We start from the raw sequence: 25,920 nt of genomic DNA, 5'->3' as shown, positions 1-25,920 counted from the left end.
GAGACAATAATACCCAATACGAGTGTTGCTCAAGCAACCCCCTGTCTCTGGCGGACTCTGCTCTACCCCTACAAACGCAGTAATAGAAAGGGCTCCGTAAGGAGCCTTTTTCTATTGGTCACCATCCCGAGATATCAGGCTGCCGGCCAGGTATCACTTTCAAGCTGCAGCGTGCGTTCCAGGGTCATATTCAGCTCACACATGGCAGAATCCAGCATATCGCCGGAACCATGGGGTGCCGCGACCAATGCCATACACTGACTGTCTTTGAACTTCAGCCAGTCGCGTTGCGCCTGACGCCAGGCTTTTGGTGCGGCTTTAAACTTGAGAGATTCCTTGTAGGATTTGTTCAAGCGAGTGTCCCAAAGCTTTAATTCCGCTTCAATACAGGCTGCTGCACCAGGCGTGTTGCCACCCTGTTGGTCCATACACTGCGTATAAACCGCGGAATAGTGATACTTCATCAACGCGTTTTTCTCGGTGTTCTGGCTGGCGGCCTGCGCTGTGGAGAGTAAAGCAGGAGCTGCGGCGAAAACCAGTGCTGCGGTCAGCATTTTCAGTTTCATTTATGATTTATTTCCTTATTGATCAACATTAAATGCCAGAGGATCATATTCCATTTGCGGTAATTATTCGATGCTGCGCAGCACTTTATACTGCCTTCGTTTTGTAAGGATATTTGTCTTAGCGGCCGGGGATCAGCAGGCTTGAACCGCTGGTGTTACGGCTTTCCAGCACCTGATGGGCACGTTGCGCGTCGGCCAGTGCAAACTTTTGCTCTTCCTTCACGTCGACCTTGATAGCCCCGCTGCCAATCAACGAAAATAGCTCATTGCTGGCATACTGCAGCTCCGCCCGGTTGGTAATGTAGCCGTTAAGCGAAGGGCGGGTGACGTACAGCGAGCCTTTTTGGTTAAGCAGCGCCAGATCGACGCCGGTGACCGGGCCGGAGGCATTACCGAAGCTGACCATCAAGCCACGACGCTTCAGGCTGTTGAGTGAGGCCTGCCAGGTACTTTGGCCTACCGAGTCGTACACTACGCCGACTTTCTCGCCCTGTGTCAGTTCAGCCACGCGTTGGGCGATATCTTCCTTATGGTAATTGATGGTTGCCCAGGCGCCGGCGTGTTTTGCCAGTTCCGCCTTTTCGTCGGAGCCGACGCTGCCGATCAGTTTGGCCCCAAGCGCTTTGGCCCACTGGCAGGCAATCAGCCCGACACCGCCCGCGGCGGCATGGAACAGGAACACTTCGCCCGGCTGTACCTCATGGGTCTGGCGCAGCAAATAATGCACCGTCAACCCTTTAAGGAAGGACGCCGCCCCCTGCTCAAAACTCAGGTTATGCGGTAACAGCGCCACCTTTTCTACCGCAACATTGTGGACTTCGCTGTAAGCGCCAAGCGATGATTGGGCATATACCACCCGGTCACCCGGTTTCACCGCGCTGATGCCGGTACCGACCTTGATCACCACCCCGGCCGCTTCGGTGCCCAACCCACTCGGTAGCTTGGCGGGCGGGTACAGACCGCTGCGGACGTAGGTGTCGATATAGTTGATGCCGATCGCCTTGTTCTCGACCTGTACCTCACCGGCTGCCGGGTCTACGGGGGTAAAATCAACGTATTGCAATACTTCCGGGCCGCCGGTGGCGGAGAATTGGATGCGCTTTGCCATTTCATTACCTCGTGTGGGAGTCTGATTTCACCCTACGCGTTTTAGCATCGACGATCCAGTTTGCCCTGTTGCGGATTGATACCTTTTTTGCATCGGTTATGCGCAGGAATCACAGATAAAAATCACGTATACTCTCGCGTCAGGATCCTCCCTTCGCCACCGGATAAAGAATACGTTTCATGGCAGGAAAAAAACCAACCAACAGAACAAACGCAGACGAAGCCAGAGATCGCCCACGAGATCGCCAGATGGAAGGGCTGAAGATGCCGCCACATTCGCTGGAGGCGGAACAGTCCGTGTTGGGCGGTTTGATGCTGGATAACGAACGCTGGGACAACGTGTCGGAACGCGTAGTCTCCAACGATTTCTTCAGTCGCCCGCACCGCCTGATCTTTACCGAGATGCAGCGCCTGCTGGAAATGAGTCGACCGATCGATCTGATCACCCTGTCCGAATCATTGGAACAGCGGGGAGAACTGGATTCCGTCGGCGGTTTCGCTTACCTGGCTGAATTATCGAAAAACACCCCAAGTGCTGCCAACATCGGTGCTTATGCAGATATCGTACGTGAACGTGCGGTAGTGCGTGAAATGATCTCAGTGGCTAATGAGATCGCCGATGCGGGTTACGATCCGCAGGGCCGCAGCAGTGAAGATCTGCTCGATCTGGCCGAATCCCGGGTGTTCCAAATCGCGGAAAACCGCGCCAGTAAAGATGAAGGCCCGAAAGGCATCGAGCGCATCCTGGAAGATACCGTTGCGCGTATCGAACAGCTGTATCAGCAGCCGCACGACGGTGTCACCGGGGTAGATACCGGCTACCAGGATCTCAATAAGAAAACCGCCGGTTTGCAGAAATCGGATCTGATCATCGTCGCCGCCCGTCCTTCGATGGGTAAAACCACCTTCGCCATGAACCTGTGTGAACACGCCGCGATGACGCAGGAAAAACCGGTGCTGATCTTCAGCCTCGAGATGCCAGGCAACCAGATCATGATGCGTATGCTGGCGTCGCTGTCGCGCGTAGACCAAACGCGCATCCGTACCGGCCAGCTTGATGACGAGGACTGGGCGCGCATTTCCAGCACCATGGGTATCCTGCTGGAGAAGCGCAATATGTACATTGATGACTCCTCTGGCCTGACGCCAACCGAAGTTCGCTCCCGTGCGCGGCGTATTTTCCGCGAGCATGACGGTCTGAGCCTGATCATGATCGACTACCTGCAGCTGATGCGCGTACCGTCCTTGTCCGACAACCGTACGCTGGAAATCGCCGAAATCTCTCGCTCGCTGAAGGCACTGGCGAAAGAACTGCAGGTGCCGGTGGTGGCGCTGTCGCAGTTGAACCGAAGCCTGGAGCAGCGTGCCGACAAGCGCCCGGTCAACTCCGACCTGCGTGAGTCCGGTTCCATCGAGCAGGATGCCGACCTGATTATGTTCATCTACCGTGATGAGGTTTATCACGAGAACAGCGATCTGAAAGGGATTGCCGAAATTATTCTGGGTAAGCAACGTAACGGTCCAATCGGTTCCGTACGCCTGACCTTTAACGGCCAGTGGTCGCGTTTCGATAACTACGCGGGACCACAATATGATGACGAATAATCAGCTAAGGAAGTGAAATGAAAGCGGCAACCGCTGTAATCGACCGCCGCGCTCTGCGACATAATCTGCAACAGGTGCGCCGTCAGGCGCCACAAAGTCGCCTGATTGCCGTTGTGAAAGCAAACGCTTATGGACATGGCCTGCTGGAAACAGCGCACACCCTGCAAGACGCCGACTGCTACGGCGTGGCGCGCATTGGCGAGGCGCTGATGCTGCGCTCCGGCGGCATCGTCAAACCGATCCTGATGCTGGAAGGTTTTTTCTCCGCCGAAGATCTGCCGGTATTGGTAGCCAATAATATCGAAACCGCGGTACACAGCATTGAACAGCTTGAAGCGCTGGAACAGGCTACGCTGGCGCGGCCGGTACCGGTGTGGATGAAGCTGGATACCGGCATGCATCGCCTGGGCGTGCGTCCGGAACAGGCCGAGGCGTTCTACCAACGTCTGAGCGCCTGCCGTAACGTGGTGCAGCCGGTTAATATCATGAGTCACTTCAGTCGCGCCGATGAACCTGAGTCTGATACTACGCTGAAACAAATGCAGTGTTTTGAAAGCTTTGCCGCCGGTAAACCGGGGCAGCGTTCGATCGCCGCCTCCGGGGGAACCCTGTTGTGGCCGGATGCGCACAATGAATGGGTACGTCCAGGCATTATCCTGTATGGCGTCTCGCCGATGGAAGGGTCCAAAGGCTGTCAGTACGACCTGCAACCGGCCATGACGCTTAAATCCAACCTGATCGCGGTGCGCGAGCACAAGGCCGGTGAGTCGGTGGGCTACGGCGGCACCTGGATCAGCGCAGGCGATACGCGTTTGGGCGTGGTGGCCATGGGTTACGGTGACGGCTACCCGCGCAGTGCACCTACGGGGACACCGGTATGGCTTAACGGCCGTGAAGTGCCGATCGTGGGTCGAGTGTCGATGGACATGATGTCGGTCGATCTCGGGCCGGATGCTACCGACAAGGTCGGCGATGAAGTGGTGCTGTGGGGCCAGGCGTTGCCGGTTGAACGTATTGCCGACTGCACCGGCATCAGCGCTTATGAACTGATTACCAAACTGACGCAGCGTGTGTCGATGGAATACATCGGCGAATAGTCTGTGAGGGGCCGGCGCCTGCCGGTCCCAATCATTAACGCGTTACTTCTTTACCGCCAACCACCGATCGATAATGCTCTGATACTCACCGGTCGCTTTGGACAGGTGCAGCCACTGATCCACATAGAGTTTCCAGCTCAAATCATCACGCGGCAGCATGTAGGCCTTCTCGCCGTACTGCATCGGTTTTTTGGGATTAACCGCGCACAGCTTTGGATAACGTTTTTGCTGATACAGCGCCTCGGAGGCGTCGGTGATCATCACATCGGCTTTCTTGTCGACCAACTGCTGGAAAATCCCCACGTTATCATGGGTCAATGTCAGCTTGGCTTTGGGCAGATAGGCATGCACGAAGGCTTCATTGGTACCACCCGCCGGCTCCAGCAGGCGCACGGAGGGTTTATTGATCTGGTCGATGGTGCGGTATTTCTTCACGTCGGTGCAGCGCACCAGCGGGATCTTGCCGTCGGTATCCAGCATGTCGGCGAAGAACACCTGCCTTTGCCGCTGTAGCGTGACGGAAATACCGCCCATGGCAATGTCGCATTTACCGGCAACAAAATCCGGCGTCAGGGTTTTCCAACTGGTTTTCACCCATTTCACCTTGGCTCCCAGACTCTTGGCCAGCGATTCCGCCATGTCGATATCAATGCCTTCATAGCTGCCGTCTTCTTTCAGGAAGGTGTAGGGCTTGTAATCACCGGTGGTGCACACTTCCAGTGCGCCTTGTTGTATCACCTTATCCAGGTGCGATTGGGCGCTGGCGCTCCCGGCGGCTATCAGCAGTGCGAGAGGTAATAACTTTTTCATCGGCGTCCTTTTTATACATTCGTGGTTTTATGCGCGCTTTAGCCGTTCATTGTTGCTGACTTGCGCGAGTTACCCACTTTTTATGCCATTAGCAGGTGGAAACGTTCGGCATTGCTGCTGTGCGCTTCACAACCTCGGCGGGGGAAGGGTATCCACAGTCAAAAAACTGATAGGCTGTAACGTCAACATTTATTAACACAGTTTACAGGTGGCTATGTACAACATTGACGATTTTGATATGAAAATCCTGACGCTGTTACAGGCCAATGGTCGCCTGACCAATCAGGAACTGAGCGATCTGGTGGGGCTGTCGGCTTCCCAGTGTTCCCGGCGGCGCATCAGCCTGGAGCAGGCGCAGCTGATCCGCGGCTATCATGCACGGCTGGCACCGGAAGCCGTTGGGCTGGGGCTGGTGGGGCTGATAGAAGTCAGCCTGACCCAACACGGCCAGGAGCAGATCGACAGTTTCCACCAGATGCTGGAAGAAGTGGACGCTATTCTTGACGCCTATAAAACTACCGGCGATGCCGATTATCTGCTGAAGGTGGCGGTGGCAGACCTGCCGGCGCTGGATGACCTGATCAGCCAGACGCTCTCGCGGCACAAAAGCGTGGCGCATATCAAAACGGCGGTGGTGCTCAATCGAATCAAGGAAAATGGTTTGCTGCCGGTGGCGAGATAAAGCTAAAACCGATCGCCGTTTTCCGTCTATATTAGGAACATAACGCTGTGCCCGACCCACAATAATCCAGGAGAACAACCCGTGTTCCAGAACGTTGATGCCTATGCAGGTGATCCGATCCTGTCGCTGATGGAAAAATTCAAAAAAGACCCCCGTGCGCACAAGGTTAACCTGAGTATCGGCCTTTACTATGATGAGCAGGGCATTATCCCGCAGATGAAAGCGGTGGCCGCAGCGGAAGCGCAGCTGAATAGCGTGGATCACGGCGCGTCAGTCTACCTGCCGATGGAAGGCCTGCTGCCTTACCGTACTGCCATTCAGCACTTGTTGTTCGGTGCCGAGCACCCGATGTTGCAACAAGGCCGCATCGCCACCATTCAGACCGTGGGCGGTTCTGGCGCGCTGAAAGTCGGTGCCGACTTCCTGAAAAGCTACTTCCCGGATTCGCAGGTGTGGGTCAGCGATCCGACCTGGGAAAACCACATCGCCATCTTTGGCGGTGCCGGCTTCAAGGTGAACACCTATCCGTACTTCGACAGTGAAAGCCTGGGCGTGAAGTTTGACGCCATGCTGAGCGCGTTGAAACAACTGCCGAAGCACAGCATCGCGCTGCTGCACCCGTGTTGCCATAACCCGACCGGTTCTGACTTGTCCAATGCTCAGTGGGATGAAGTGGTCAAGGTGATCGCCCAACGTGAGCTGATCCCGTTCCTCGATATCGCCTATCAGGGCTTTGGCGGCGGCATTCATGAAGATGCTTATGCCATTCGCTCTATCGCCGCAGCCGGTCTGCCATGCCTGGTGAGCAATTCGTTCTCGAAAATCTTCTCGCTGTATGGCGAACGCGTTGGCGGCCTGTCGGTGGTTTGCGAAAGCGAAGAGGCGGCCGGGCGCGTACTGGGCCAACTGAAGGCCACGGTACGTCGCAACTATTCCAGCCCGCCGAACTTCGGTGCGCAGGTGGTGGCGAAGGTGCTGAACGATACGCAACTGAAAGCCCAGTGGCTGGCAGAAGTGGAAACCATGCGCACCCGTATCCTTGAGATGCGCAAAACGCTGGTGGAAGCGCTGAAAGTTGCTCTGCCACAGCGTAACTTCGGTTACCTGTTGGAACAGCGCGGCATGTTCAGCTACACCGGCTTCAGCGCGGCACAGGTTGATCGCCTGCGTGAAGAGTTCGGCGTGTACCTGATCCACAGCGGTCGTGTTTGTATGGCCGGCCTGAACCATAACAACGTGCACCAGGTGGCCGAGGCGTTTGCCGCAGTGCAGTAATATTGTTAGGGTGAATTAACGTTCATCGTAATGCGAAGGGAGCGATAGCGATATCGCTCCCTTTTTTGTTGTCGGTTTGCCGCCGGAGTTGCCGCAAACTGGATAGAGAATATACTGATTGAGGGGCGCTCACTCATGTGGCATCAGCAAACGCTAATCCTCAGCGCAAAAGCGCGTGGTTTTCATCTGGTTACCGAAGAGATTACCGACCAGCTAACCCACTTACACCGCCTGCAAACTGGCCTGTTGCATCTGTTGTTGCAACATACCTCGGCCTCGCTGACGCTGAACGAGAACTGCGATCCTACGGTGCGAGCCGACATGGAGCAGCATTTCTTGCGTCAGGTGCCAGAGAACGCACCCTATCAGCACGACTATGAAGGGCCGGACGACATGCCGGCACACATCAAATCCTCTCTGTTGGGCACGTCCTTGACGCTGCCTGTCGGTCACGGGCGACTGATGCTGGGCACATGGCAGGGAATTTGGCTGGGGGAGCACCGCATTCACGGCGGTTCACGCCGTGTTGTGGCCACGTTACAGGGGGAATAACCCAATGAATAACACAGCACTGCTGGAATACTGCATGGCGAAGCCGGGCGCGGAACAGAGCGACCAGAACCAATGGCAGGCCAGTCAGATCAAGGTCGGCGACGTGATGTTCGCCATGGTGTGCGAGGTGCAAGGGCGACCGGCGCTGGCGGTAAAATCCAGTCCGGAACTGGCGGAAAGCCTGCGGGAACACCATCCGGAGATTGTCGCCTGCGAGCGGCTGAACAAAGCGCACTGGAATACGGTGTTTCTCGACGGCAACCTGCCCAACTCGCAGTTTTACACCCTGATCGACAGTTCATATCAGCTGGTGCTTGAAGGGTTACCTGATCACGTGCGCCAGGAACTGCGCGCTTAAGCATTGAGGGCAGGCGTGTCGCCTGCCTTTTCCCATGACTCATCCTTTCTTTTGTCGGCCAAATTGTGATCGCGACTCGATAATGGGAACGTTCCCCGTTGATTGTCTGCCGGAAACGGCTAGGCTTTTATACTCGATAAACCACCAGACCAAAGGATGCCGTCAGATGGCCATGAGTGAAGAGAAACGCAAGATGATTGCCGGTAAGCTGTATGACGCCGGTGACGAGTTACTGCGCAGCGAGCGCAAACGAGCACGCCAGTTGGTACACCATTACAACCATTCTTCCCCGGACGAGACTGACCTGCGTAAACAGGGGTTGGCCGAGCTACTGGGCCGGTATCAGGGAGGAACTATAGAGCCGACGTTCCGCTGCGATTACGGCTACAACATTTTCCTGGGTAAAAACTTCTACGCCAATTTTGACTGCGTGATCCTCGACGTGTGTGAAGTGCATATCGGTGATAACTGCATGCTGGCACCGGGAGTGCATATCTATACCGCTACCCATCCGCTGGATGCGGAAACCCGCGTTGGCGGGGCGGAGTTCGGCAAACCGGTGCACATTGGCGATAACGTGTGGATTGGCGGCCGGGCGGTGATTAATCCGGGCGTGACTCTGGGGGATAACGTGGTGGTGGCATCCGGTGCGGTGGTCACTAAAGACGTTCCGGCCAACTGCGTGGTCGGTGGTAACCCGGCACGGGTGATTAAACAGCTGTAAGAAAAATCGGGCGCCGTGCTGGCGCCCGGGGACTTAGGCTCGCAGCGAGTTGATATCCACCACGAAACGGTATTTTACGTCGCTTTTCAGCATCCGCTCGTAGGCCTGGTTGATCTGCTGCATCGGGATCAGTTCGATGTCTGAGGTAATGCCGTGTTGACCACAGAAATCCAGCATCTCCTGGGTTTCTGCAATACCGCCGATCAGCGAACCGGCGATGCGGCGGCGCTTCATAATCAGGTTAAACACCTGCGGTGATGGATGGTCGTGTTCCGGCGCACCGACCAGCGTCAGGGTGCCGTCGCGATGCAGCAGGTTAAGGAACGGGTTCAGATCGTGCTGGGCGGCCACCGTGTTAAGAATAAAGTCGAAGCTGTTGGTGTGCTGCGCCATCTCTTCCGGGTTGCGGGAGATCACCACTTCGTGGGCTCCGAGGCGCTTGGCGTCCTCCACTTTGGACTGAGAGGTAGTGAACAGCACCACATGTGCGCCCATCGCCCGGGCCAATTTGACGCCCATATGCCCCAGCCCGCCGAGACCCACGATGCCGACCTTTTTACCGGGACCGGCACCCCACTGGCGCAACGGGGAGTAAGTGGTGATACCGGCGCACAGCAGCGGTGCTACACCGGCCGGATCGAGATTTTCCGGCACCCGCAGTACAAAGTCCTGATCCACCACCATCGCGGTTGAATAGCCACCGTAGGTGATGGCGCCGGTTTGCCGATCCTGACCGTTATAGGTGCCGGTAAAGCCGTTTTCACAGTATTGCTCCAGCCCTTCTTCACAGCTCGGACAGCTACGGCAGGAATCCACCATGCAACCCACGCCGACCAAATCGCCGACCTGATAACGTGAAACATGGTTGCCGACGGCGCTCACGCGGCCAACAATTTCGTGGCCGGGCACCACCGGGAAAATCGTGTTGCTCCATTCGTTGCGGGCCTGGTGCAAGTCAGAATGGCAAACGCCACAGAACAGAACGTTGATTTGTACATCGTGGTCGCGCAGGACGCGCGGCGTGTAATCAAAAGGAACCAGCGCGGACTTGGCGTCGTGCGCGGCATAGGCGTGCGTAATGTTCATGGTCACTCCAGTCATCAGTGGGTAGGGCATGGCTTCCGGCAGCAGGATGCCGGTGAGACGCGGCCTGAATACAGCAGGTGGCCACAGAGGGAACATTGATGATAAAAGCTGCGAGCGGGGAGGGAAATGCCTGAAAATGTCTAAATCTTGCCTGTTTCTGTTCAATTTGAGCGAAACAGGGAATAGCGCGGGCCGTCACAGGAACGGCCCGCCGGGCAGGGATTATTTCTTCTTCAGTAACGGCTTGAGGAAGCGTGCGGTATGCGAAGCTTCACAGTTGGCCACGGTTTCCGGCGTACCGGCAACCAGGATCTCGCCGCCGCCGCTGCCGCCTTCCGGCCCCAGGTCGACAATCCAGTCCGCGGTTTTAATCACGTCCAGGTTGTGCTCAATCACCACGATGGTATTGCCCTGATCGCGCAGTTGATGCAGCACCGCCAGCAGTTGCTGGATATCGGCGAAGTGCAGACCGGTGGTCGGTTCATCCAGGATATACAGCGTTTGGCCGGTCCCGCGTTTTGACAGCTCACGGGCCAGTTTGACGCGCTGCGCCTCACCGCCGGACAGCGTGGTCGCCGACTGGCCGAGACGGATGTACGACAGGCCGACTTCCATCAAGGTTTGCAGCTTGCGCGCCAACGCCGGGACTGCGTCGAAGAATTCGCGTGCTTCCTCGATGGTCATCTCCAGCACTTCGTGAATGCTTTTGCCTTTGTATTTCACTTCCAGCGTTTCACGGTTATAGCGTTTGCCTTTGCACTGGTCGCACGGCACGTAGATGTCTGGCAGGAAGTGCATTTCCACCTTGATCACACCGTCGCCCTGGCAGGCTTCGCAGCGGCCGCCCTTAACGTTAAAGCTGAAACGGCCCGGGTTGTAGCCGCGGCTGCGCGACTCGGGTACGCCGGCGAACAGTTCACGCACCGGGGTGAAGATACCGGTGTAGGTCGCCGGGTTAGATCGCGGAGTACGACCGATCGGGCTTTGATCGATGTCGATCACCTTGTCGAAATGCTCCAGGCCGGTCACTTCGCGGAACGGGGCCGGTTCGGCAAGGGTGGCACCGTTGAGCTGGCGCTGCGCGATCGGGAACAGCGTGTCGTTGATCAGCGTTGACTTGCCCGAGCCGGAAACCCCGGTAATGCAGGTAAACAGCCCCACCGGCAGCGTCAGCGTCACGTCTTTCAGATTGTTGCCACGCGCACCGCTCACTTTCAGCACTTTGGTCGGATCGGCCGGCACGCGCTGCTCAGGAATGGCAATCTCGCGTTTGCCGCTGAGGAACTGGCCGGTCAGTGACTCCGGCTGCGCCATGATGTCTTCGACGGTGCCTTCTGCCACCACCTGGCCGCCGTGTACACCGGCACCGGGGCCGATGTCGATCACGTGATCGGCGGCGCGGATGGCGTCTTCGTCATGCTCTACCACGATCACCGTGTTACCGAGGTTGCGCAGATGGATCAGCGTTTCCAGCAGGCGCTCGTTGTCGCGCTGATGCAGGCCGATCGACGGCTCATCCAGGACGTACATCACGCCCACCAGGCCGGCACCAATCTGGCTGGCCAGACGGATGCGCTGCGCTTCACCGCCGGACAGGGTTTCCGCCGAGCGTGACAGTGACAGGTAGTTCAGGCCGACGTTCACCAGGAACTTCAGGCGATCGCCAATTTCCTTCAACACTTTCTCGGCAATCTGGGCGCGTTGGCCGCTGAGCTTCATGTTCTGGAAGAAGGTCATGGCGTGGCCGATGCTCAGATCGGAGATTTCCGGCAGCGTGGTGTCTTCAACGAACACGTTACGCGCTTCTTCACGCAGGCGGGTGCCGTGGCACGAGGCGCAAGGACGGTTGCTGATAAACTTCGCCAGCTCTTCACGCACCGCGCTCGATTCGGTCTCTTTATAGCGGCGCTCCATGTTGTGCAGCACGCCTTCGAACGGATGGCGGCGCACGGTGGTGTCACCGCGATCGTTGATGTATTTGAATTCGATGGTTTCTTTGCCGGAGCCGCTCAGCACCGCTTTCTGCACGTTGGCATCCAGGCTGTTGAACGGCGCTTCGACGTCGAATGCGTAATGCTCTGCCAGTGAACGCAGCATCTGGAAGTAATAGAAATTACGGCGATCCCAGCCGCGGATCGCGCCGCCGGCCAGCGAAAGCTCGGGGTTCTGTACCACCCGCTCCGGATCGAAGAACTGCTGTACCCCCAGGCCGTCACAGGTCGGACAGGCACCGGCCGGGTTGTTGAACGAGAACAGCCGTGGCTCCAGTTCGCGCATGCTGTAGCCGCAGATGGGACAGGCAAAGTTGGCGGAGAACAGCAGCTCATCGGCTTTTGTATCGTCCATATCAGCCACTACCGCAGTGCCGCCGGACAGCTCCAGCGCAGTCTCAAAGGACTCCGCCAGGCGCTGTGACAGATCGTCACGGACCTTGAAACGATCGACCACCACTTCGATGGTGTGCTTCTTCTGCAGTTCCAGCTTTGGCGGATCGGAAAGATCGCAGACTTCGCCGTCGATACGCGCACGGATGTAGCCCTGGGTCGCCAGGTTTTCCAGCGTTTTGGTGTGCTCACCCTTGCGGTCTTTCACCACCGGGGCCAGCAGCATCAGGCGTTTGCCTTCCGGCTGGTTGAGCACGTTGTCCACCATCTGGCTGACGGTTTGCGCCGCCAGCGGCACATGGTGCTCCGGGCAGCGTGGCTCACCGACGCGGGCAAACAGCAGGCGCAGATAATCGTGGATCTCGGTGATGGTACCGACCGTGGATCGCGGGTTATGTGAGGTCGATTTCTGCTCAATGGAGATTGCCGGTGACAGACCTTCAATGTGGTCGACATCCGGTTTTTCCATCAGCGAAAGGAACTGGCGTGCATAGGCGGAGAGCGACTCGACGTAGCGACGCTGCCCTTCGGCATACAGAGTATCAAAGGCCAGCGAGGACTTGCCTGAACCGGACAAACCGGTGACGACGATCAGCTTGTCACGCGGGATAATCAGGTTGATGTTTTTGAGATTATGGGTTCGAGCACCACGAACTTCGATATTGTCCATTTACACTTCCCGTCTTGATGATACACCGCGCCTGTCTGGGTGATTTACGGGCGATTTTGTGATCAAACACGCAAAAAACCGGCACAGCCAGTACGAAACGCATAATTATGACACAAAAAAACCTGAATGAATATCCAGTACACGAATGCAACCAGGTCGATAGAAAGGACAATTCTGGAATACAATACGCAGTTATCAACACGGGTGTCGTTTCGGGCTGAGCGTGTTAAACTTACTCGTTTATACTGTGTAAAAATCAATCATCAGGAGAGTTCTCATGGCCAGCAGAGGCGTAAACAAAGTAATTCTGGTCGGGAATCTGGGCCAAGACCCAGAAGTCCGTTACATGCCGAATGGCGGCGCAGTGGCCAACATTACCCTGGCAACCTCCGAAAGCTGGCGTGACAAGGCGACTGGCGAGCAGAAAGAAAAGACCGAGTGGCACCGCGTGGTGCTGTTCGGCAAGCTGGCTGAAGTGGCGGGCGAATATCTGCGTAAAGGTTCCCAGGTGTATATCGAGGGCGCTCTGCAGACCCGTAAATGGACCGATCAGGCTGGCGTAGAAAAATACACCACTGAGATCGTTGTGAACGTTGGCGGCACCATGCAGATGCTGGGCGGCCGTCAAGGCGGCGGCGCACCTGCAGGCGGCGGCCAGGCTTCCGGTGCTCAGGGCGGCCAGGGCGGTTGGGGTCAACCTCAGCAGCCACAGGGTGGCAACCAGTTCAGCGGTGGCCAGCAGGCTCGCCCAGCGCAGAACAATGCGCCGGCAGCCAGCAGCAACGAACCACCAATGGACTTCGACGACGATATTCCTTTCTGATATCAGGTTGTCTGAAGCCGATGAAAAAGCCCCGAAAGGGGCTTTTTTGTATTTAAGGGATAGCGCTTTCACGCCAGAGTCACGGCTCGACGGGGGCGCCTTTGGCCTTTTCTGGTGCCGGCGCACTCCTGGTTTTATCCATCGCCAGCTGTTTGCGGCCCTGCTCGTCCATGATGAGGCGATAAGCGATGTAGTACTTATAGATGTTACTGACATAGGTCACTGTCTCGGCCCCGATCCGCTCGGCTGCCAGGTATTCCACGTTGCCAAACCAGACATTGGGGTTAAAACCGCGCTTCTCGCTTTCGGTTCGCAAACGGGCGATACGGGCCGGTCCGGCGTTGTAGGAGGCAAACGAGAACAGCACTTTGTCGAGGGGGGTCATAGGTTCGTCAGCGTAGTAGCGATCAATCATCCAGCGCATGTATTTCACCCCGGCATTGATATTGGGGTCCAGCTTGCGGATGTCACCGACTTTCAGTTCCTTACCGGTGCTCGGCATCACTTGCATCACCCCGATGGCACCGACCCGGCTACGGACCGACTGGTTGAGGCGCGATTCCTGATAACCCTGAGCCACCATCAGCAGCCAGTCGACATCATATTGGTCGCCGTATTTTCTGAACACGTCTACCAGCGCCAGCATTTTGCTGCGTTCTCTCTCTGCCGCCGCATTTTTGACATATTTGGCGCTCTTCAGGTAGCGCAGCAGGAGGGTGTTGCCCAATTTGCTGCCCTGGCGGTTGTCCTTGACGAAGTCATCAAGCAGGGCGAGCAACTGTGGACTCTCCTTGCGAACGGCCCAGGCGATGTTGGCATCGTCACGCAGCACCACATTTTCGTGCACCTGAATTTTGGGGAAAACCTGTTTCCAGAACAGAGCCTTGTGGCGATCGACCACGATCAGCGGGATCAGACCGGCGTTCAGCATCTCGATCAGGTCTTCATCTTCGAGCGATTCAGGAGCCGCCTCCAGGGTCATGAGCGGAAGTGACTCTTTGGCAAAGCGCGCGTTAAGGGCCAGCAGGCTTTCGTGATAGCTCGATGAAAAACGCACAAACACCGTCTTGCCGGAGAGTTGCTCCAGGTTTTCTACCTTCGGCGACGCGGGGCCAGAGAGCAGCAGTTCCTGAACTTTCGGGTAAAGAGGCGTGGTGAAGGCCACCCGTTCCTGACGTGCGGGAGTGACCGTGAGGTTGGCAGCAACGATGTCACCTCTGCCTTCGTTGAGTGCCGTGAGTAGCTGATCGCGCGCTACCGGCACAAAGATGATGCGTACCTTCAGATGGCGTTGTTTGAGCTTTTTATCCTTCGCCAACTTGAGATTGAGGTTGCGATCGAACTCGATAAATATGTCATGGGTGAGGCCACGCTGAGTGCCCTTGACGGTGAAGAAAAAGGTTTTGCTGTAGGTGGTCAACACCCGGATCACCCGTCGATCGAGCATGCCGGGCAAATCTCCTTTCCAGGGCTGCATGATGTCGTCCATTTTGACTTCCAGTGCCTCTCGCTCCTCCTGCGCCGGCGGCTTTTCCTCCACCGGCGCAGCATGCACCGAACTGACGAACAGCAGGGCCGTGATACACGCCAGGCAGGCGACTAGCAATCGTTGAGAAGAGAAGGCATTCATGGAAGACACTCCGAATGGTGCGTCTTTTCATTGTAGTCAAACTAAAAAAGCCCCGAGAGGGGCTTTTTAATTATCTGGGAATATTACGCTGAGAAGCCGCCGTCAATGCTCAGGCTGGCGCCGGTGATATAACCTGCCTCGGGGCCAACCAGGTAGGCGACGAAGCTGGCAATCTCTTCATCCTTGCCGTAACGGCTGATCGCCATCATCGCTTTCAACTGCTCGGCAAAATCGCTGTTGGCCGGGTTCATATCGGTATCTACCGGGCCGGGCTGCACGTTATTGACGGTAATGCCGCGCGGGCCGAGATCGCGAGCCATACCCTTGGTCAGACCGACCAGCGCAGATTTGCTCATTGCATACACCGCGCCACCGGCAAATGGCATACGTTCGGCGTTGGTGCTGCCAATATTGATGATGCGGCCACCGTCATTCATATGGCGCGCCGCTTCCTGGCTGGCGACGAACACGCTGCGTACGTTAACCGCCAGCGTACGGTCCAGATCTTCCAGCGGCAGTTCTTCGGTGCTGCCCATGGCCAGCACCCCGGCGTTGTTCACCAAAATATCCAGGTTGCCCAGACTGTTTACTGCCTGGCGTACCGCCTGCTGCAGAGCCGCGGCATCGGCACTGTCGGCCTTGATGGCCAAAGCTTTGCCGCCGGCCGCGGTGATTTCGCTGACCAGTGCGCCGGCTTTATCGGCAGAGGCGACATAGGTAAATGCCACGGCGGCACCTTCGCGCGCCAGGCGTTTGGCGATGGCGGCACCGATACCGCGTGAACCGCCCTGAATGAATGCGACTTTGCCTTGCAGAGAGAGAGTTGCGGACATGATGTTTCTCCAGAGTGGGATTAGGTTAATAAAGCTACCGGTCCAGTATCGGAGAAACGCGGATTGGGAACTAGCCACAAAGAGCTATAATCAGCTTAAACCAATGGTTTGAAATCGACGGGATAAATCATGCTCGGGCATCTGGAGTGCTTTGTCAGTAGCGCAGAGAGCGGCAGTTTTTCTGCCGCCGGTCGCAAGCTGGGGATCAGTTCTGCGGCGGTGGGGAAGAACGTCACCAAACTGGAGTCGTTGGTGGGGGTGCGGCTATTCCAGCGCAATACGCGCAAATTGACCCTGACCGAAGAGGGTGAACGTTTTTTGCAGGAAGTCAGCGGGGGATTGCTGTCGATCCAGTGCGCCTTGAAAGGCCTGAGCAGTAGCGGTGGGGTCGCGGCGGGCACACTGAAGGTCAGCATGGGCACCGCTTTCGGCCTGCATTTTGTCTTGCCGATGCTGCCGGACTTCCTGGCCCATTATCCGGCGATTGTTCCAGACTGGCATTTTGATAATCGTCAGGTCGATCTGATTGGCGAGCATTTTGACGCGGCAATCGGCGGCGGCATCGAGCTGGCGCAGGGGATGATCGCCCGCGAACTGGCACCGGCACACGGCGTGCTGGTGGCTTCGACGGCGTATCTGCAACAACATCCGCCGCTTCAGCAGCCGGAACAGTTGGCGAGTCATGCGGGTATTTTTATTCGCTCACCGCAAACCGGGCGCATCCGTAATCTGCCGCTGCGCAATGCGGATAACGAGCAGCGCGCGCCGACCATGACGATAAAAATGACGGTCAATGAGCCGGAAGCGGCGGCACGGGCTGCCGAAATGGGGCTGGGCATTGCGCTGATCAGCATGCCGAACGCCTTGCCTTATCTGGAGAGTGGTCGCCTGGTGCGAGTCTTGCCTGGCTGGTATGTCGATCGCGGTAGCGTGCGCCTGTACTTCCCCACCACCAAATTCCTGCCGACCAAAACCCGGGTATTTGTCGATTACATCACCGAACAATTCCGTCTGCAAAAGCTGGCGACACGCTTTGACGCGCGTTAGAAACGAGAAAAGCCCCTTTCGGGGCTTCATTCTTCCGTCAGTTGACTGTCTGACGATCAGTTGAAGATTTCTGCGGTGCCGTACAGTTTGTTCTGGCCACCGGCGGAGATGATACGGTAAGAGTTGGCGCCTGATGCTGCGGCTTTGTTGGCCAGTTCAGTTTCCAGTGCGCTCAGGTTAGAAGCGCCGCTAACGGACACCACACCGATTTTCTGGGCATTAGCCGCAGGTTGGTTAGTCGGCTGATCGGCAGCAACGCTGGCGAAAGAGGCGGTAGTCAGCAGCAGAGCAGTAGCAAAAATTTTGATGTTTTTCATGATTCAATCCTCAGGGTATTTTTTAGGTGAGAGGTTGTTCCCTCTCGATGTGATAGATAATAGGCTGAAGCGATTGAATAGAAAATCGGAGAGTTTTGATAATCTCAATCAAATAAATTGACTTATTTTTGAGCGCAGTTATTCCCGCTGGCGTGCGGCAAAATTCGCCACTACCCTTTAGGGCAGTAATATCCTTAAAGGAGCAAATGGCATGTCAGTCAACGCGTTTATCGGTAGCTGGTCATTGGTATCTTCCGTGTTCAAAGGGGAAGACGGCAAGGTCAATCACCCGCTGGGCGAGCAGGTGTTGGGTCGCATTAACTACGAGCCCAATGGCACCATGGCGGCGCAGCTCTACAGCGCCACCCGGCCACGCTTTGCCGCCGACGATCTGGCGCAGGGCACCGGGCAGGAAACCCGCGCCGCTTTTATCAATATGATTTGTTATTTTGGTCGCTATCAGGTGGATGAGAGCGACCAGCGGATAGTGCACCAGGTTGAAGGCAGCTCGTTCCCCAATTGGATCGGTAGCCGACAGGTGCGCTTTTATCATTTCACCGGCGATCGCCTCCAGCTTCGCACTGTACCGCTGCAGCTTGGCAACGGCGTGCAGATCGGCGAACTGGTGTGGCAACGGATAGGAGCCACCTTATGATCACTGTTCACCATCTGAATAACTCACGTTCGCAACGCATCCTGTGGTTTTTGGAAGAGTTGGAGGTGCCCTATCAGGTGCAGCGCTACCAGCGCGATCCGCAAACCATGCTGGCGCCCCCGGAGTTGAGGAAGATCCATCCGCTGGGCAAGTCGCCGGTAATCGTCGATGGCGATCTGACGCTGGCGGAGTCCGGCGCCATTATTGAATACCTGCAGGAAGCCTATGATGCACAGGGGCAGTTTATGCCGACGGACTACCACGCCCGTCAGCAGTTCCGATATTGGCTGCATTATGCCGAAGGTTCGCTAATGCCGCTGCTGGTGATGAAACTGGTCTTTAGCCGGCTGGGGCAACCGCCGATCCCCTGGTTGTTGCGGCCGGTGGCGGGGGCCATTGGCAAAGGGGTACAGCGGGAGTATCTGGATAAGCAGATTGCGCCGCATTGCGACTATCTGGAACAGCACCTGAACAAAAGTACCTGGTTTGTCGGCAACGAGTTCAGCGCGGCGGATATCCAGATGAGTTTCCCACTGGAAGCAATGGCGGCACGCGGTGCATTGGACGGTTGCCCTAAGCTGCGCGGTTATCTGCAGCGCATTCATACACGCCCGGCCTACCAGCGGGCGCTTGAGCAGGGTGGGCCTTATGACCTGCTGAGCTGAGGGAATGGGCTATACTCGATGAGGTCAACCTTCATCGGAGGTAGCCCATGGCTACGCAAATTTTTGTTAACCTGCCGGTGGGCGATCTGCCCGCATCGGTGGCGTTTTTCACCCAGTTGGGCTTTAGCTTCAACCCACAGTTTACCGATGACACCGCCGCCTGCATGGTGGTCAGCGACAGTATCTATGTGATGCTGCTGACCCACGACAAATTCAAAATGTTCACCCCGAATCCGATTAGCGACGCCAGGAAGGCGACCGAGGTTTTGCTGTGCCTGTCGCAGCCCGATCGGGCCGCGGTGGACGCTCTGGTGCGCAAGGCGATCGCCGCCGGGGGCAACACCTATAACCAGCCACAAGATTACGGCTTTATGTACGGCCACGGTTTCCAGGATTTGGACGGTCATATCTGGGAACTGATGTACATGGATGAAAAAGCTGCACAGGCTCAGTAACCCTTTTGCCCTCCGTTCGGGGGGCTTTCCCATCAGATTTACCTATGTGACAAATACCGTCTTTTCGATAATGATGGATCCCAATACTTTTCTGCATGAATTGCCGCGATCTTTGGTTGATCAGAGGGTATATAAGGCTGGATAATCGTTTGCCTTGAATAAACCACCGCAAATCACCCGCATCACGCATTGAGAGTTAATCGTTTGCCTTTGTGAGCGCCGCCAGTTGGCGACGTGAGTAAAGTACCGGAAAGCAAACGATACCCTACAAAACAGGCGTGAGCGGAATAACAAGCCTTTGAAACGGGCTGGCAATGAAACACAGGGGACAGCAACATGTCGAATTCTCAAGCGAATAACGCCGTTAAACCAAAAGGCGGGCTTGATGGCTATTTTAATATTTCTGCGCGTGGCAGCAGCGTGCGTCAGGAAGTGGTGGCAGGGTTAACCACCTTCCTGGCGATGGTTTACTCGGTGATTGTGGTGCCGAGCATGCTGGGCAAGGCCGGCTTCCCGCCAACGGCGGTGTTTGTTGCCACCTGTCTGGTCGCCGGTTTGGGCTCGCTGCTGATGGGATTATGGGCGAATTTGCCGATGGCCATCGGCTGTGCGATTTCACTGACGGCTTTCACCGCCTTTAGCCTGGTGCTGGGCCAACACATCAGCATTCCGGTGGCGTTGGGCGCGGTATTCCTGATGGGCGTGCTGTTTACCATTATCTCGATAACCGGTATCCGCGCCTGGATCCTGCGTAATCTGCCGATGGGCGTGGCGCACGGTACCGGCATTGGTATCGGCCTGTTCCTGTTGTTGATCGCCGCAAACGGCGTGGGCCTGGTGGTGAAGAACCCACTGGATGGCCTGCCGGTGGCGCTGGGTGCCTTCACCTCATTCCCGGTGGTGATGACGCTGCTCGGGCTGGCGGTGATTTTTGGTCTGGAGAAACTGCGCGTGCCGGGCGGTATCCTGTTGGTGATTATCGCCATTTCGGTAATTGGCCTGGTGTTTGACCCAGCGGTGAAATATCAGGGTCTGTTTGCCATGCCAAGCCTGGCGGATGCCAACGGCCATTCGCTGATCTTCAGCCTGGATATCATGGGGGCATTGCAGCCGGTAGTATTGCCGAGCGTGCTGGCGCTGGTGATGACGGCAGTATTTGACGCCACCGGCACCATCCGTGCGGTGGCCGGTCAGGCCAACCTGCTGGATAAAGACGGGCAGATCATCAACGGCGGCAAAGCGCTGACTTCGGACTCCCTGAGCAGCATTTTCTCCGGCCTGGTGGGCGCAGCCCCGGCGGCGGTGTATATCGAATCTGCCGCAGGGACTGCCGCAGGCGGTAAAACCGGCCTGACTGCGACCGTGGTCGGTCTGTTGTTCCTGATGATCCTGTTCCTGTCACCGTTATCTTATCTGGTGCCGATTTACGCGACCGCACCGGCGCTGATGTATGTGGGCCTGCTGATGCTGAGCAACGTCACCAAGCTGGACTTCAACGACTTTGTTGATGCGATGTCCGGCCTGCTGTGCGCGGTGTTTATCGTACTGACCTGTAATATCGTCACCGGCATCATGCTGGGCTTTAGCTCACTGGTGATTGGCCGTATCTTCTCCGGTGAATGGCGTCGGTTGAATATCGGCACCGTGCTGATCGCCGTAGCCCTGGTGGCGTTCTATGCCGGCGGTTGGGCAATCTAATCGGCTTGTCGTTTCCCCCGTCGCTTCGGCGGGGGATGTTTTATCCCCATTTCTGCTTCAGATAAGTCTCCTTCTGCCGATACTGCATTTTGAATGGCACAACAAGCTTTAACCGCTGTAAAAAAAGTGATCTACTATCGGGGGCATACTCCGGCTATGTGCTGTTGTGGTTTGAACCCTAGAGTCTAAGGAAAGCATGGAAATCTTTTTTACAATCCTCATTTTAATTTTGGTGGTCTCCCTGTCTGGGGTGGTGACGCGTATGTTGCCGTTCCAGGTACCGCTGCCGTTAATGCAAATCGGTATCGGGGCGCTGCTGGCCTGGCCACATTTCGGGCTGCACGTCGATTTTGATCCCGAACTGTTCCTGGTGCTGTTTATCCCGCCGTTGCTGTTTGCCGATGGCTGGAAAACCCCAACCCGCGAATTCCTGCACCACGGCCGTGAAATCCTTGGCCTGGCGCTGGTGCTGGTGCTGATTACCGTGGTCGGCGTGGGTTACCTGATTTACGCCATGGTGCCGGGGATCCCGTTGGTCGCGGCGTTTGCGCTGGCGGCGGTACTGTCGCCCACCGATGCCGTGGCGCTGTCCGGTATCGTCGGTAAAGGGCGCATTCCGAAGCCGATCATGGGCGTGCTGGAGGGCGAGGCGCTGATGAACGACGCGTCCGGCCTGGTTTCACTCAAATTTGCCATTGCGGTGGCGATGGGCACCATGGTGTTTACCGTGGGTGGCGCGACCCTCGAGTTTCTTAAGGTGGCGATCGGTGGCCTGCTGGCTGGCGTGGCGGTCACCTGGCTCTACAGTAAGTCGTTGCGCGTAATGAGCCGCTGGAGTGGTGACGACCCGGCGACACAAATCGTGTTCCTGCTGTTATTGCCGTTTGCCTCTTACCTGATTGCCGAACACATTGGCGTCTCCGGTATCCTGGCCGCGGTCGCTGCGGGGATGACCATCAGCCAGTCCGGCGTGATCCGCAACGCACCACTGGCGATGCGTCTGCGTGCGAACAGCGTCTGGGCGATGCTGGAATTTGTATTCAACGGCATGGTATTCATCATGTTGGGTCTGCAATTGCCGGGGATCCTGGAAACTTCCATCCTGCAGGCGGAACTGGATCCGACCATTCAGACCTGGTACCTGTTTGCCGATGTCGCCATTATCTACGGCGCGTTATTGATATTACGTTTCACCTGGCTGTGGCTGATGAAAAACGCCAGCCGCCGCTTTATGAAAAAACGGCCGTTGCAGTTTGGTGATTTCACCACGCGTGAACTGTGGGTGGCGTCGTTCGCCGGGGTACGTGGGGCGATTACGCTGGCCGGTGTGCTGTCTATTCCGCTGCTGCTGAGTGACGGTAGCGCCTTCCCGGCGCGCTATCAGTTGGTGTTTATCGCCGCCGGGGTGATCCTGCTTTCGCTGATTGCCGGTGTCATGGCGCTGCCGCTGTTGTTGCGCGGCGTGCAGGTGGCAGACAAGAGCGTCAGCAAGAGTGAAGAGCGGATGGCGATTGCCATGGCGGCTGAGGTGGCGATCGAAAGTATCAACAAAATGGAAGAACGCCTGGCTGTCGATACCGAGGAGAATATCGATCCGCAGGTGCTGAAAGAGATCAGTTCGCGGGTGGTGGGGGCGCTACGGCGGCGTATCACCACCAAAGACGATATCGAGAATGCGCTGATGCTGGAAAACCTCGAGCGGCGCTTCCGCCTGACGGCGCTGCGTGCTGAACGTGGTGAGTTGTATCACCTGCGCGCCACGCAGAAAATCAGTAACGAGACGCTGCAAAAGCTGTTGCACGATCTCGACCTGCTGGAAGCGCTGTTGATAGAGCGCGAAGGCTAATATCCACGGGGCCGCAGATGCGGCCCCGTTCATTTCACCGGCGGCCAGTAGTCGCGACAGCAGGCTATCCAGGCCTGGGCGCTGTGCGACAGGTAACTGCCCTGGCGCCAGATCAACCCGACTTTCCATTCCATACGTGGCTCCAGCGGCAGCCAGAGCAGGTTTTCCTTATCCAGCCACTGGCAGACCGGTTCCGGCAGGGTGGCGATACCGACCCCTGCCTGCACCATCGACGCCAGAAAATCCCATTGCCCGCTGCGCACTGCTATCTGTGGCTCAAAACCGGCCTGACGGAAGGCTTTCATCAGCATCTTGTAGAGCGCAAAGTCTTCGTTATAAAGCAGGATCGGCCAGTTGGCCAATTCATTGATATTGATGCTGGTGCGGTTCAGCCAGTGGGATGTGCGCGGTGTGACCACGCACATCGGGTGAGCGAGTAATGGCAGGAAGGTCAACGGCTGATCGGAATCGACCGGCAGAATGGTCATCGCCAGATCCAGTTCACCGGACATCACCGCCTGCTCAACCGACAGCCCGCCCAGCTCTGAGATTTTCAGCTCGATGCCGGGATAGGTCTGGCGGAACTGACGGATCAAATCGGCAATCTGCCGGCCAACCATCGGCGGGATACCCAGCCGCAGCACGCCTTTTTTTACCGAACTGATGTCTTCCAGCTCTGCCTCCAGCTGGCGGAACTCATCGATAATCGCCAGACCGCGCTGGTACACCGCCTGGCCACTGTCGGTCAGGTGCAGCTTGCGCCCTTCGCGGATCAGCAGCGTGCACTCCAGTTCTTCTTCCAGATGACGCAGCATCTTGCTGATGGTCGGCTGGGTGACGAACAATTTTTCGGCCGCGCGGGTAAAGCTTTGTTGCCGCACTACTTCGACAAAGTAGCGCAAAGTGCGGACATCCACGTTGGGTTCTCCTCAGGGACAATACCCTCGGGAAATTATTCCCTGATGGCATGATGTTGATAATTTTAATTCATTTCATGGGAGGTTTCCTGGCTGCGTATACTGTAAACCGTGAATTTTTGTTTAAGGTCATCTTTCATGTTACTGGCGTTACGCCATGCTGCTCCCTCTCTGCTGGCCCGATTGCAGGTGCCGATCCAGGTTGTCTTATACGCGGTGTTATTTTTGATTGCCGATCGGCTGGTGCAACAGTTTCATCTGCCGCTGCCCGCCAATATTATCGGCATGTTAATGCTGTTGGCGCTGATCTTGCTGCGTATTCTGCCGTTGAACTGGGTCAGGGCCGGTTCACGCTGGCTGCTGGCCGAGATGCTGCTGTTCTTCGTCCCGGCGGTGGTGGCGGTGGTTAACTATGCCCAGTTGCTGATGGTAGAAGGCTGGAAGATTTTCCTGGTGATTGCCGTCAGTACCACGCTGACGTTGGGCGCGACGGGTTTGGTGGTCGATCGAGTGTATCGACTGGAAGTCTGGCTGCAGCGGCGAAAACAGCGCGATGAATGATTTTACCCTTGGCATCGTCTGCTTTCTGGTGACGCTGGCGCTGTACTTCGCCAATAAAAAACTCTACCGCCGCCGCCGTACCTTACTGCTGATGCCACTGGTGCTGACCCCGATGATCCTGGTGCTGTTGCTGGTGGTCACCCATATTTCGTATCAGGATTACATTGGTGAAACGCACTGGTTGCTGTGGCTGTTGGGGCCGGCGACTATCGCCTTCGCGGTGCCGGTGTACGAGAATCTGCATATCATTCGCCGCCATTGGCTGTCGCTTAGCGCCGGGGTGTTGACGGCGGTGCTGGTGGCGGTTTACAGCTCAGTGTGGCTGGCACGCCTGCTGACGCTGCCGGAAGAGGTGCAACGCAGTCTGGCGGTGCGATCCATCACCACGCCGTTTGCACTGGAAGCCGCCAAACAGATGGGTGGGCAGGCAGATCTGGTGGCGCTGTTCGTGGTGATCACCGGGGTGTTCGGCATGGCGGTGGGGGACATGTTGTTCCTGCGGTTGGCGGTGCGCAGCAGTCTGGCGAAAGGTGCCGGGCTCGGGGCATCGTCGCACGGTGCCGGTACCGCAAAAGCTTATGAGATGGGCCAGGAAGAAGGGGTTGTCTCCAGCCTGGTGATGATGTTGGCAGGGATTATCACGGTGATTGCCGCGCCGCTGATAGGGCAACTGATGTGGTAAGCCTGCGGTTGTATTGCCGATGGAGGGCCATATCGACATGGCCCTCATTATCCGCTTTGTCAGGCCGTTGCAGCGGTCTTGATCAGTTCCACCACCAACGGGGAAAGCTCGTTACGTAATGCCGCACGTTCGGACTGGAACAGCGTGGCAGCGTAAAAATGGTGCCCCGGCAATTCGACTGACCGCACGTCACCTTCGCTGTCATGGCCGCTGATAATCAGCGGATGTTGCTGTAGATCGGCGACAAACTCCGGGTTAACGCCGAAGTTACAGTGGTAGCCTTCGTGCGTTTCCAGCTTGCCGTAGACACGGGCGGCCAGCGTATTCGGCTGGAAAAGAATGGCACCGCTTTTTTCGACCAGCGAACAGCTTAGCGGAGCAATCACCAACCGGCCACCGCTATCGGTTTCCGCATGTCCGGCATCGTGCCAGCCCATGACGTTACGGGCGTATTCCACAATCGCATACTGGAAGCCACCGCAGGAGCCGAGGAAGGGGACGTTCTGCTCACGGGCATGGCGGATCGCCATAAAGACACCGTCGTCATGATTATACGGGCTGCCGGGTACCACCCAGATCGCATCATAGCCTTGCAGTACCGAGGGGGCGGTAATGGTTGCTGTGGGCAGCCAGTGAGATTGGATATCGACGTTAAGGTGTGTGGCGGTAAGCTGGAGAGCAATAGGGATGGCCTGGTGAGAAACGGCCTCGGGTTTGTAGTCACCGACCAGAGCAATGCGAACTTGAGCTTTCATCATTTCCTTTTCCTGTGCGGGTAAAAAAGGAGATTACAGTAAAGCCGAACGCCAATCCGCAGTTTTTTTAAACGCGGCGCACAAAAAAGCCCGGCGTTGGCCGCAATGCCGATCAGTTAA

The 25,920-nt window shown here is 56.8% G+C and carries 26 protein-coding genes; 16 read left to right on the top strand and 10 right to left on the bottom strand.

What is annotated here, in order from left to right:
- Positions 1–134: 134 nt before the first annotated feature.
- Positions 135–566: a lysozyme inhibitor LprI family protein gene (locus BEI65_RS12315; RefSeq protein WP_099063588.1), complete on the bottom strand. Its 432-nt coding sequence runs from the start codon at positions 564–566 to the stop codon at positions 135–137.
- Between the two features lie 118 nt (positions 567–684).
- Positions 685–1,674: a quinone oxidoreductase gene (locus tag BEI65_RS12310; RefSeq protein WP_099063587.1), complete on the bottom strand. Its 990-nt coding sequence runs from the start codon at positions 1,672–1,674 to the stop codon at positions 685–687.
- A 179-nt stretch (positions 1,675–1,853) separates the two neighbouring features.
- Between BEI65_RS12310 and dnaB the strand changes: the two genes are divergently transcribed.
- Together dnaB and alr are read left to right on the top strand one after the other, a co-directional pair.
- On the top strand, positions 1,854–3,278 hold the full coding sequence (gene dnaB / locus BEI65_RS12305; RefSeq protein ID WP_085119722.1) for a replicative DNA helicase: 1,425 nt from the start codon (positions 1,854–1,856) through the stop codon (positions 3,276–3,278).
- A gap of 17 nt (positions 3,279–3,295) precedes the next feature.
- Complete coding sequence (gene alr, locus BEI65_RS12300; protein WP_099063586.1) at positions 3,296–4,375, top strand: alanine racemase; 1,080 nt, start codon at positions 3,296–3,298, stop codon at positions 4,373–4,375.
- 42 nt (positions 4,376–4,417) lie between these two features.
- On the opposite strand, the gene BEI65_RS12295 is transcribed toward alr, so the two are convergent.
- Positions 4,418–5,185: a transporter substrate-binding domain-containing protein gene (locus tag BEI65_RS12295; RefSeq protein ID WP_099063585.1), complete on the bottom strand. Its 768-nt coding sequence runs from the start codon at positions 5,183–5,185 to the stop codon at positions 4,418–4,420.
- 214 nt (positions 5,186–5,399) lie between these two features.
- Here BEI65_RS12295 and BEI65_RS12290 point away from each other — a divergent pair, with 214 nt between their 5' ends.
- From BEI65_RS12290 to maa, 5 genes are all read left to right on the top strand, one after another.
- The gene (locus BEI65_RS12290; RefSeq protein WP_099063584.1) at positions 5,400–5,867 is read left to right on the top strand and encodes an Lrp/AsnC family transcriptional regulator; all 468 of its coding nucleotides are present in this window, start codon (positions 5,400–5,402) and stop codon (positions 5,865–5,867) included.
- An 81-nt stretch (positions 5,868–5,948) separates the two neighbouring features.
- On the top strand, positions 5,949–7,142 hold the full coding sequence (locus BEI65_RS12285) for an amino acid aminotransferase (RefSeq protein WP_099063583.1): 1,194 nt from the start codon (positions 5,949–5,951) through the stop codon (positions 7,140–7,142).
- Positions 7,143–7,277: 135 nt separating this feature from the next.
- Complete coding sequence (locus BEI65_RS12280) at positions 7,278–7,694, top strand: secondary thiamine-phosphate synthase enzyme YjbQ (RefSeq protein ID WP_017894193.1); 417 nt, start codon at positions 7,278–7,280, stop codon at positions 7,692–7,694.
- 4 nt (positions 7,695–7,698) lie between these two features.
- Positions 7,699–8,052, top strand: coding sequence for an MmcQ/YjbR family DNA-binding protein (locus BEI65_RS12275; RefSeq protein WP_012147137.1), 354 nt, complete (start codon positions 7,699–7,701; stop codon positions 8,050–8,052).
- 166 nt (positions 8,053–8,218) lie between these two features.
- Entirely contained in the window at positions 8,219–8,776 is a 558-nt protein-coding gene (maa, locus tag BEI65_RS12270) for a maltose O-acetyltransferase (RefSeq protein WP_099063582.1), read from the top strand.
- Between the two features lie 33 nt (positions 8,777–8,809).
- Here the strand turns inward: maa and BEI65_RS12265 are convergent, their stop codons facing one another.
- Together BEI65_RS12265 and uvrA are read right to left on the bottom strand one after the other, a co-directional pair.
- Complete coding sequence (locus tag BEI65_RS12265) at positions 8,810–9,862, bottom strand: NAD(P)-dependent alcohol dehydrogenase (protein ID WP_099063616.1); 1,053 nt, start codon at positions 9,860–9,862, stop codon at positions 8,810–8,812.
- A gap of 222 nt (positions 9,863–10,084) precedes the next feature.
- The gene (gene uvrA, locus BEI65_RS12260) at positions 10,085–12,916 is read right to left on the bottom strand and encodes an excinuclease ABC subunit UvrA (protein WP_099063581.1); all 2,832 of its coding nucleotides are present in this window, start codon (positions 12,914–12,916) and stop codon (positions 10,085–10,087) included.
- Positions 12,917–13,193: 277 nt separating this feature from the next.
- Here uvrA and ssb1 point away from each other — a divergent pair, with 277 nt between their 5' ends.
- On the top strand, positions 13,194–13,739 hold the full coding sequence (gene ssb1, locus BEI65_RS12255; RefSeq protein ID WP_099063580.1) for a single-stranded DNA-binding protein SSB1: 546 nt from the start codon (positions 13,194–13,196) through the stop codon (positions 13,737–13,739).
- 79 nt (positions 13,740–13,818) lie between these two features.
- On the opposite strand, the gene BEI65_RS12250 is transcribed toward ssb1, so the two are convergent.
- Positions 13,819–15,369, bottom strand: coding sequence for a lytic transglycosylase F (locus BEI65_RS12250; RefSeq protein ID WP_099063579.1), 1,551 nt, complete (start codon positions 15,367–15,369; stop codon positions 13,819–13,821).
- Positions 15,370–15,452: 83 nt separating this feature from the next.
- Positions 15,453–16,202, bottom strand: a complete 750-nt coding sequence (locus BEI65_RS12245) for a 3-oxoacyl-ACP reductase family protein (protein ID WP_099063578.1) — start codon at positions 16,200–16,202, stop codon at positions 15,453–15,455.
- 129 nt (positions 16,203–16,331) lie between these two features.
- Here BEI65_RS12245 and BEI65_RS12240 point away from each other — a divergent pair, with 129 nt between their 5' ends.
- The gene (locus tag BEI65_RS12240; RefSeq protein ID WP_099063577.1) at positions 16,332–17,249 is read left to right on the top strand and encodes a LysR family transcriptional regulator; all 918 of its coding nucleotides are present in this window, start codon (positions 16,332–16,334) and stop codon (positions 17,247–17,249) included.
- Between the two features lie 56 nt (positions 17,250–17,305).
- Here BEI65_RS12240 and BEI65_RS12235 read toward each other — a convergent pair whose 3' ends face one another.
- Positions 17,306–17,566: a YdgH/BhsA/McbA-like domain containing protein gene (locus BEI65_RS12235; protein WP_099063576.1), complete on the bottom strand. Its 261-nt coding sequence runs from the start codon at positions 17,564–17,566 to the stop codon at positions 17,306–17,308.
- A 211-nt stretch (positions 17,567–17,777) separates the two neighbouring features.
- Between BEI65_RS12235 and BEI65_RS12230 the strand changes: the two genes are divergently transcribed.
- The 5 genes from BEI65_RS12230 to BEI65_RS12210 all read left to right on the top strand — a co-directional run bounded on the left by BEI65_RS12230 (position 17,778) and on the right by BEI65_RS12210 (position 22,885).
- The gene (locus tag BEI65_RS12230; protein WP_099063575.1) at positions 17,778–18,221 is read left to right on the top strand and encodes a lipocalin-like domain-containing protein; all 444 of its coding nucleotides are present in this window, start codon (positions 17,778–17,780) and stop codon (positions 18,219–18,221) included.
- Complete coding sequence (locus BEI65_RS12225; protein WP_099063574.1) at positions 18,218–18,886, top strand: glutathione S-transferase family protein; 669 nt, start codon at positions 18,218–18,220, stop codon at positions 18,884–18,886. Before BEI65_RS12230 ends, BEI65_RS12225 begins: the two co-directional genes overlap by 4 nt.
- A gap of 47 nt (positions 18,887–18,933) precedes the next feature.
- Positions 18,934–19,341 (top strand): VOC family protein, encoded by a 408-nt coding sequence (locus BEI65_RS12220; RefSeq protein WP_099063573.1) that lies wholly within the window; start codon positions 18,934–18,936, stop codon positions 19,339–19,341.
- 336 nt (positions 19,342–19,677) lie between these two features.
- Positions 19,678–21,039 carry an NCS2 family permease gene (locus BEI65_RS12215; protein WP_099063572.1) on the top strand — a complete coding sequence of 454 codons (1,362 nt, stop codon included), beginning with the start codon at positions 19,678–19,680 and terminating at the stop codon, positions 21,037–21,039.
- A gap of 196 nt (positions 21,040–21,235) precedes the next feature.
- Entirely contained in the window at positions 21,236–22,885 is a 1,650-nt protein-coding gene (locus BEI65_RS12210) for a Na+/H+ antiporter (RefSeq protein ID WP_099063571.1), read from the top strand.
- Positions 22,886–22,914: 29 nt separating this feature from the next.
- Here BEI65_RS12210 and BEI65_RS12205 read toward each other — a convergent pair whose 3' ends face one another.
- A complete protein-coding gene (locus BEI65_RS12205; protein WP_099063570.1) occupies positions 22,915–23,802 on the bottom strand; it encodes a LysR family transcriptional regulator in 888 nt (295 codons plus the stop codon).
- A 138-nt stretch (positions 23,803–23,940) separates the two neighbouring features.
- Between BEI65_RS12205 and BEI65_RS12200 the strand changes: the two genes are divergently transcribed.
- Entirely contained in the window at positions 23,941–24,363 is a 423-nt protein-coding gene (locus tag BEI65_RS12200; protein WP_099063569.1) for a CidA/LrgA family protein, read from the top strand.
- Positions 24,356–25,045, top strand: a complete 690-nt coding sequence (locus BEI65_RS12195; RefSeq protein WP_099063568.1) for an LrgB family protein — start codon at positions 24,356–24,358, stop codon at positions 25,043–25,045. The genes BEI65_RS12200 and BEI65_RS12195 overlap by 8 nt, the downstream gene beginning before the upstream one ends.
- A gap of 59 nt (positions 25,046–25,104) precedes the next feature.
- On the opposite strand, the gene BEI65_RS12190 is transcribed toward BEI65_RS12195, so the two are convergent.
- Positions 25,105–25,800: a CTP synthase gene (locus BEI65_RS12190; protein WP_099063615.1), complete on the bottom strand. Its 696-nt coding sequence runs from the start codon at positions 25,798–25,800 to the stop codon at positions 25,105–25,107.
- Positions 25,801–25,920 lie beyond the last annotated feature (120 nt).

This window comes from Serratia sp. BW106 (assembly GCF_002607755.1).
Lineage (GTDB): Bacteria > Pseudomonadota > Gammaproteobacteria > Enterobacterales > Enterobacteriaceae > Serratia > Serratia proteamaculans.
Note: the sequence above shows the minus strand (reverse complement) of the source record. Positions and strands in the feature narration are given on the sequence as shown.

Coding starts and splice junctions, on each gene's coding strand:
- BEI65_RS12315 (WP_099063588.1), bottom strand. CDS start 566: ATGAAACTGAAAATGCTGACCGCAGCACTGGTTTTCGCCGCAGCTCCT.
- BEI65_RS12310 (WP_099063587.1), bottom strand. CDS start 1,674: ATGGCAAAGCGCATCCAATTCTCCGCCACCGGCGGCCCGGAAGTATTG.
- dnaB (WP_085119722.1), top strand. CDS start 1,854: ATGGCAGGAAAAAAACCAACCAACAGAACAAACGCAGACGAAGCCAGA.
- alr (WP_099063586.1), top strand. CDS start 3,296: ATGAAAGCGGCAACCGCTGTAATCGACCGCCGCGCTCTGCGACATAAT.
- BEI65_RS12295 (WP_099063585.1), bottom strand. CDS start 5,185: ATGAAAAAGTTATTACCTCTCGCACTGCTGATAGCCGCCGGGAGCGCC.
- BEI65_RS12290 (WP_099063584.1), top strand. CDS start 5,400: ATGTACAACATTGACGATTTTGATATGAAAATCCTGACGCTGTTACAG.
- BEI65_RS12280 (WP_017894193.1), top strand. CDS start 7,278: ATGTGGCATCAGCAAACGCTAATCCTCAGCGCAAAAGCGCGTGGTTTT.
- BEI65_RS12275 (WP_012147137.1), top strand. CDS start 7,699: ATGAATAACACAGCACTGCTGGAATACTGCATGGCGAAGCCGGGCGCG.
- maa (WP_099063582.1), top strand. CDS start 8,219: ATGGCCATGAGTGAAGAGAAACGCAAGATGATTGCCGGTAAGCTGTAT.
- BEI65_RS12265 (WP_099063616.1), bottom strand. CDS start 9,862: ATGAACATTACGCACGCCTATGCCGCGCACGACGCCAAGTCCGCGCTG.
- uvrA (WP_099063581.1), bottom strand. CDS start 12,916: ATGGACAATATCGAAGTTCGTGGTGCTCGAACCCATAATCTCAAAAAC.
- ssb1 (WP_099063580.1), top strand. CDS start 13,194: ATGGCCAGCAGAGGCGTAAACAAAGTAATTCTGGTCGGGAATCTGGGC.
- BEI65_RS12250 (WP_099063579.1), bottom strand. CDS start 15,369: ATGAATGCCTTCTCTTCTCAACGATTGCTAGTCGCCTGCCTGGCGTGT.
- BEI65_RS12245 (WP_099063578.1), bottom strand. CDS start 16,202: ATGTCCGCAACTCTCTCTCTGCAAGGCAAAGTCGCATTCATTCAGGGC.
- BEI65_RS12240 (WP_099063577.1), top strand. CDS start 16,332: ATGCTCGGGCATCTGGAGTGCTTTGTCAGTAGCGCAGAGAGCGGCAGT.
- BEI65_RS12235 (WP_099063576.1), bottom strand. CDS start 17,566: ATGAAAAACATCAAAATTTTTGCTACTGCTCTGCTGCTGACTACCGCC.
- BEI65_RS12230 (WP_099063575.1), top strand. CDS start 17,778: ATGTCAGTCAACGCGTTTATCGGTAGCTGGTCATTGGTATCTTCCGTG.
- BEI65_RS12225 (WP_099063574.1), top strand. CDS start 18,218: ATGATCACTGTTCACCATCTGAATAACTCACGTTCGCAACGCATCCTG.
- BEI65_RS12220 (WP_099063573.1), top strand. CDS start 18,934: ATGGCTACGCAAATTTTTGTTAACCTGCCGGTGGGCGATCTGCCCGCA.
- BEI65_RS12215 (WP_099063572.1), top strand. CDS start 19,678: ATGTCGAATTCTCAAGCGAATAACGCCGTTAAACCAAAAGGCGGGCTT.
- BEI65_RS12210 (WP_099063571.1), top strand. CDS start 21,236: ATGGAAATCTTTTTTACAATCCTCATTTTAATTTTGGTGGTCTCCCTG.
- BEI65_RS12200 (WP_099063569.1), top strand. CDS start 23,941: ATGTTACTGGCGTTACGCCATGCTGCTCCCTCTCTGCTGGCCCGATTG.
- BEI65_RS12195 (WP_099063568.1), top strand. CDS start 24,356: ATGAATGATTTTACCCTTGGCATCGTCTGCTTTCTGGTGACGCTGGCG.
- BEI65_RS12190 (WP_099063615.1), bottom strand. CDS start 25,800: ATGAAAGCTCAAGTTCGCATTGCTCTGGTCGGTGACTACAAACCCGAG.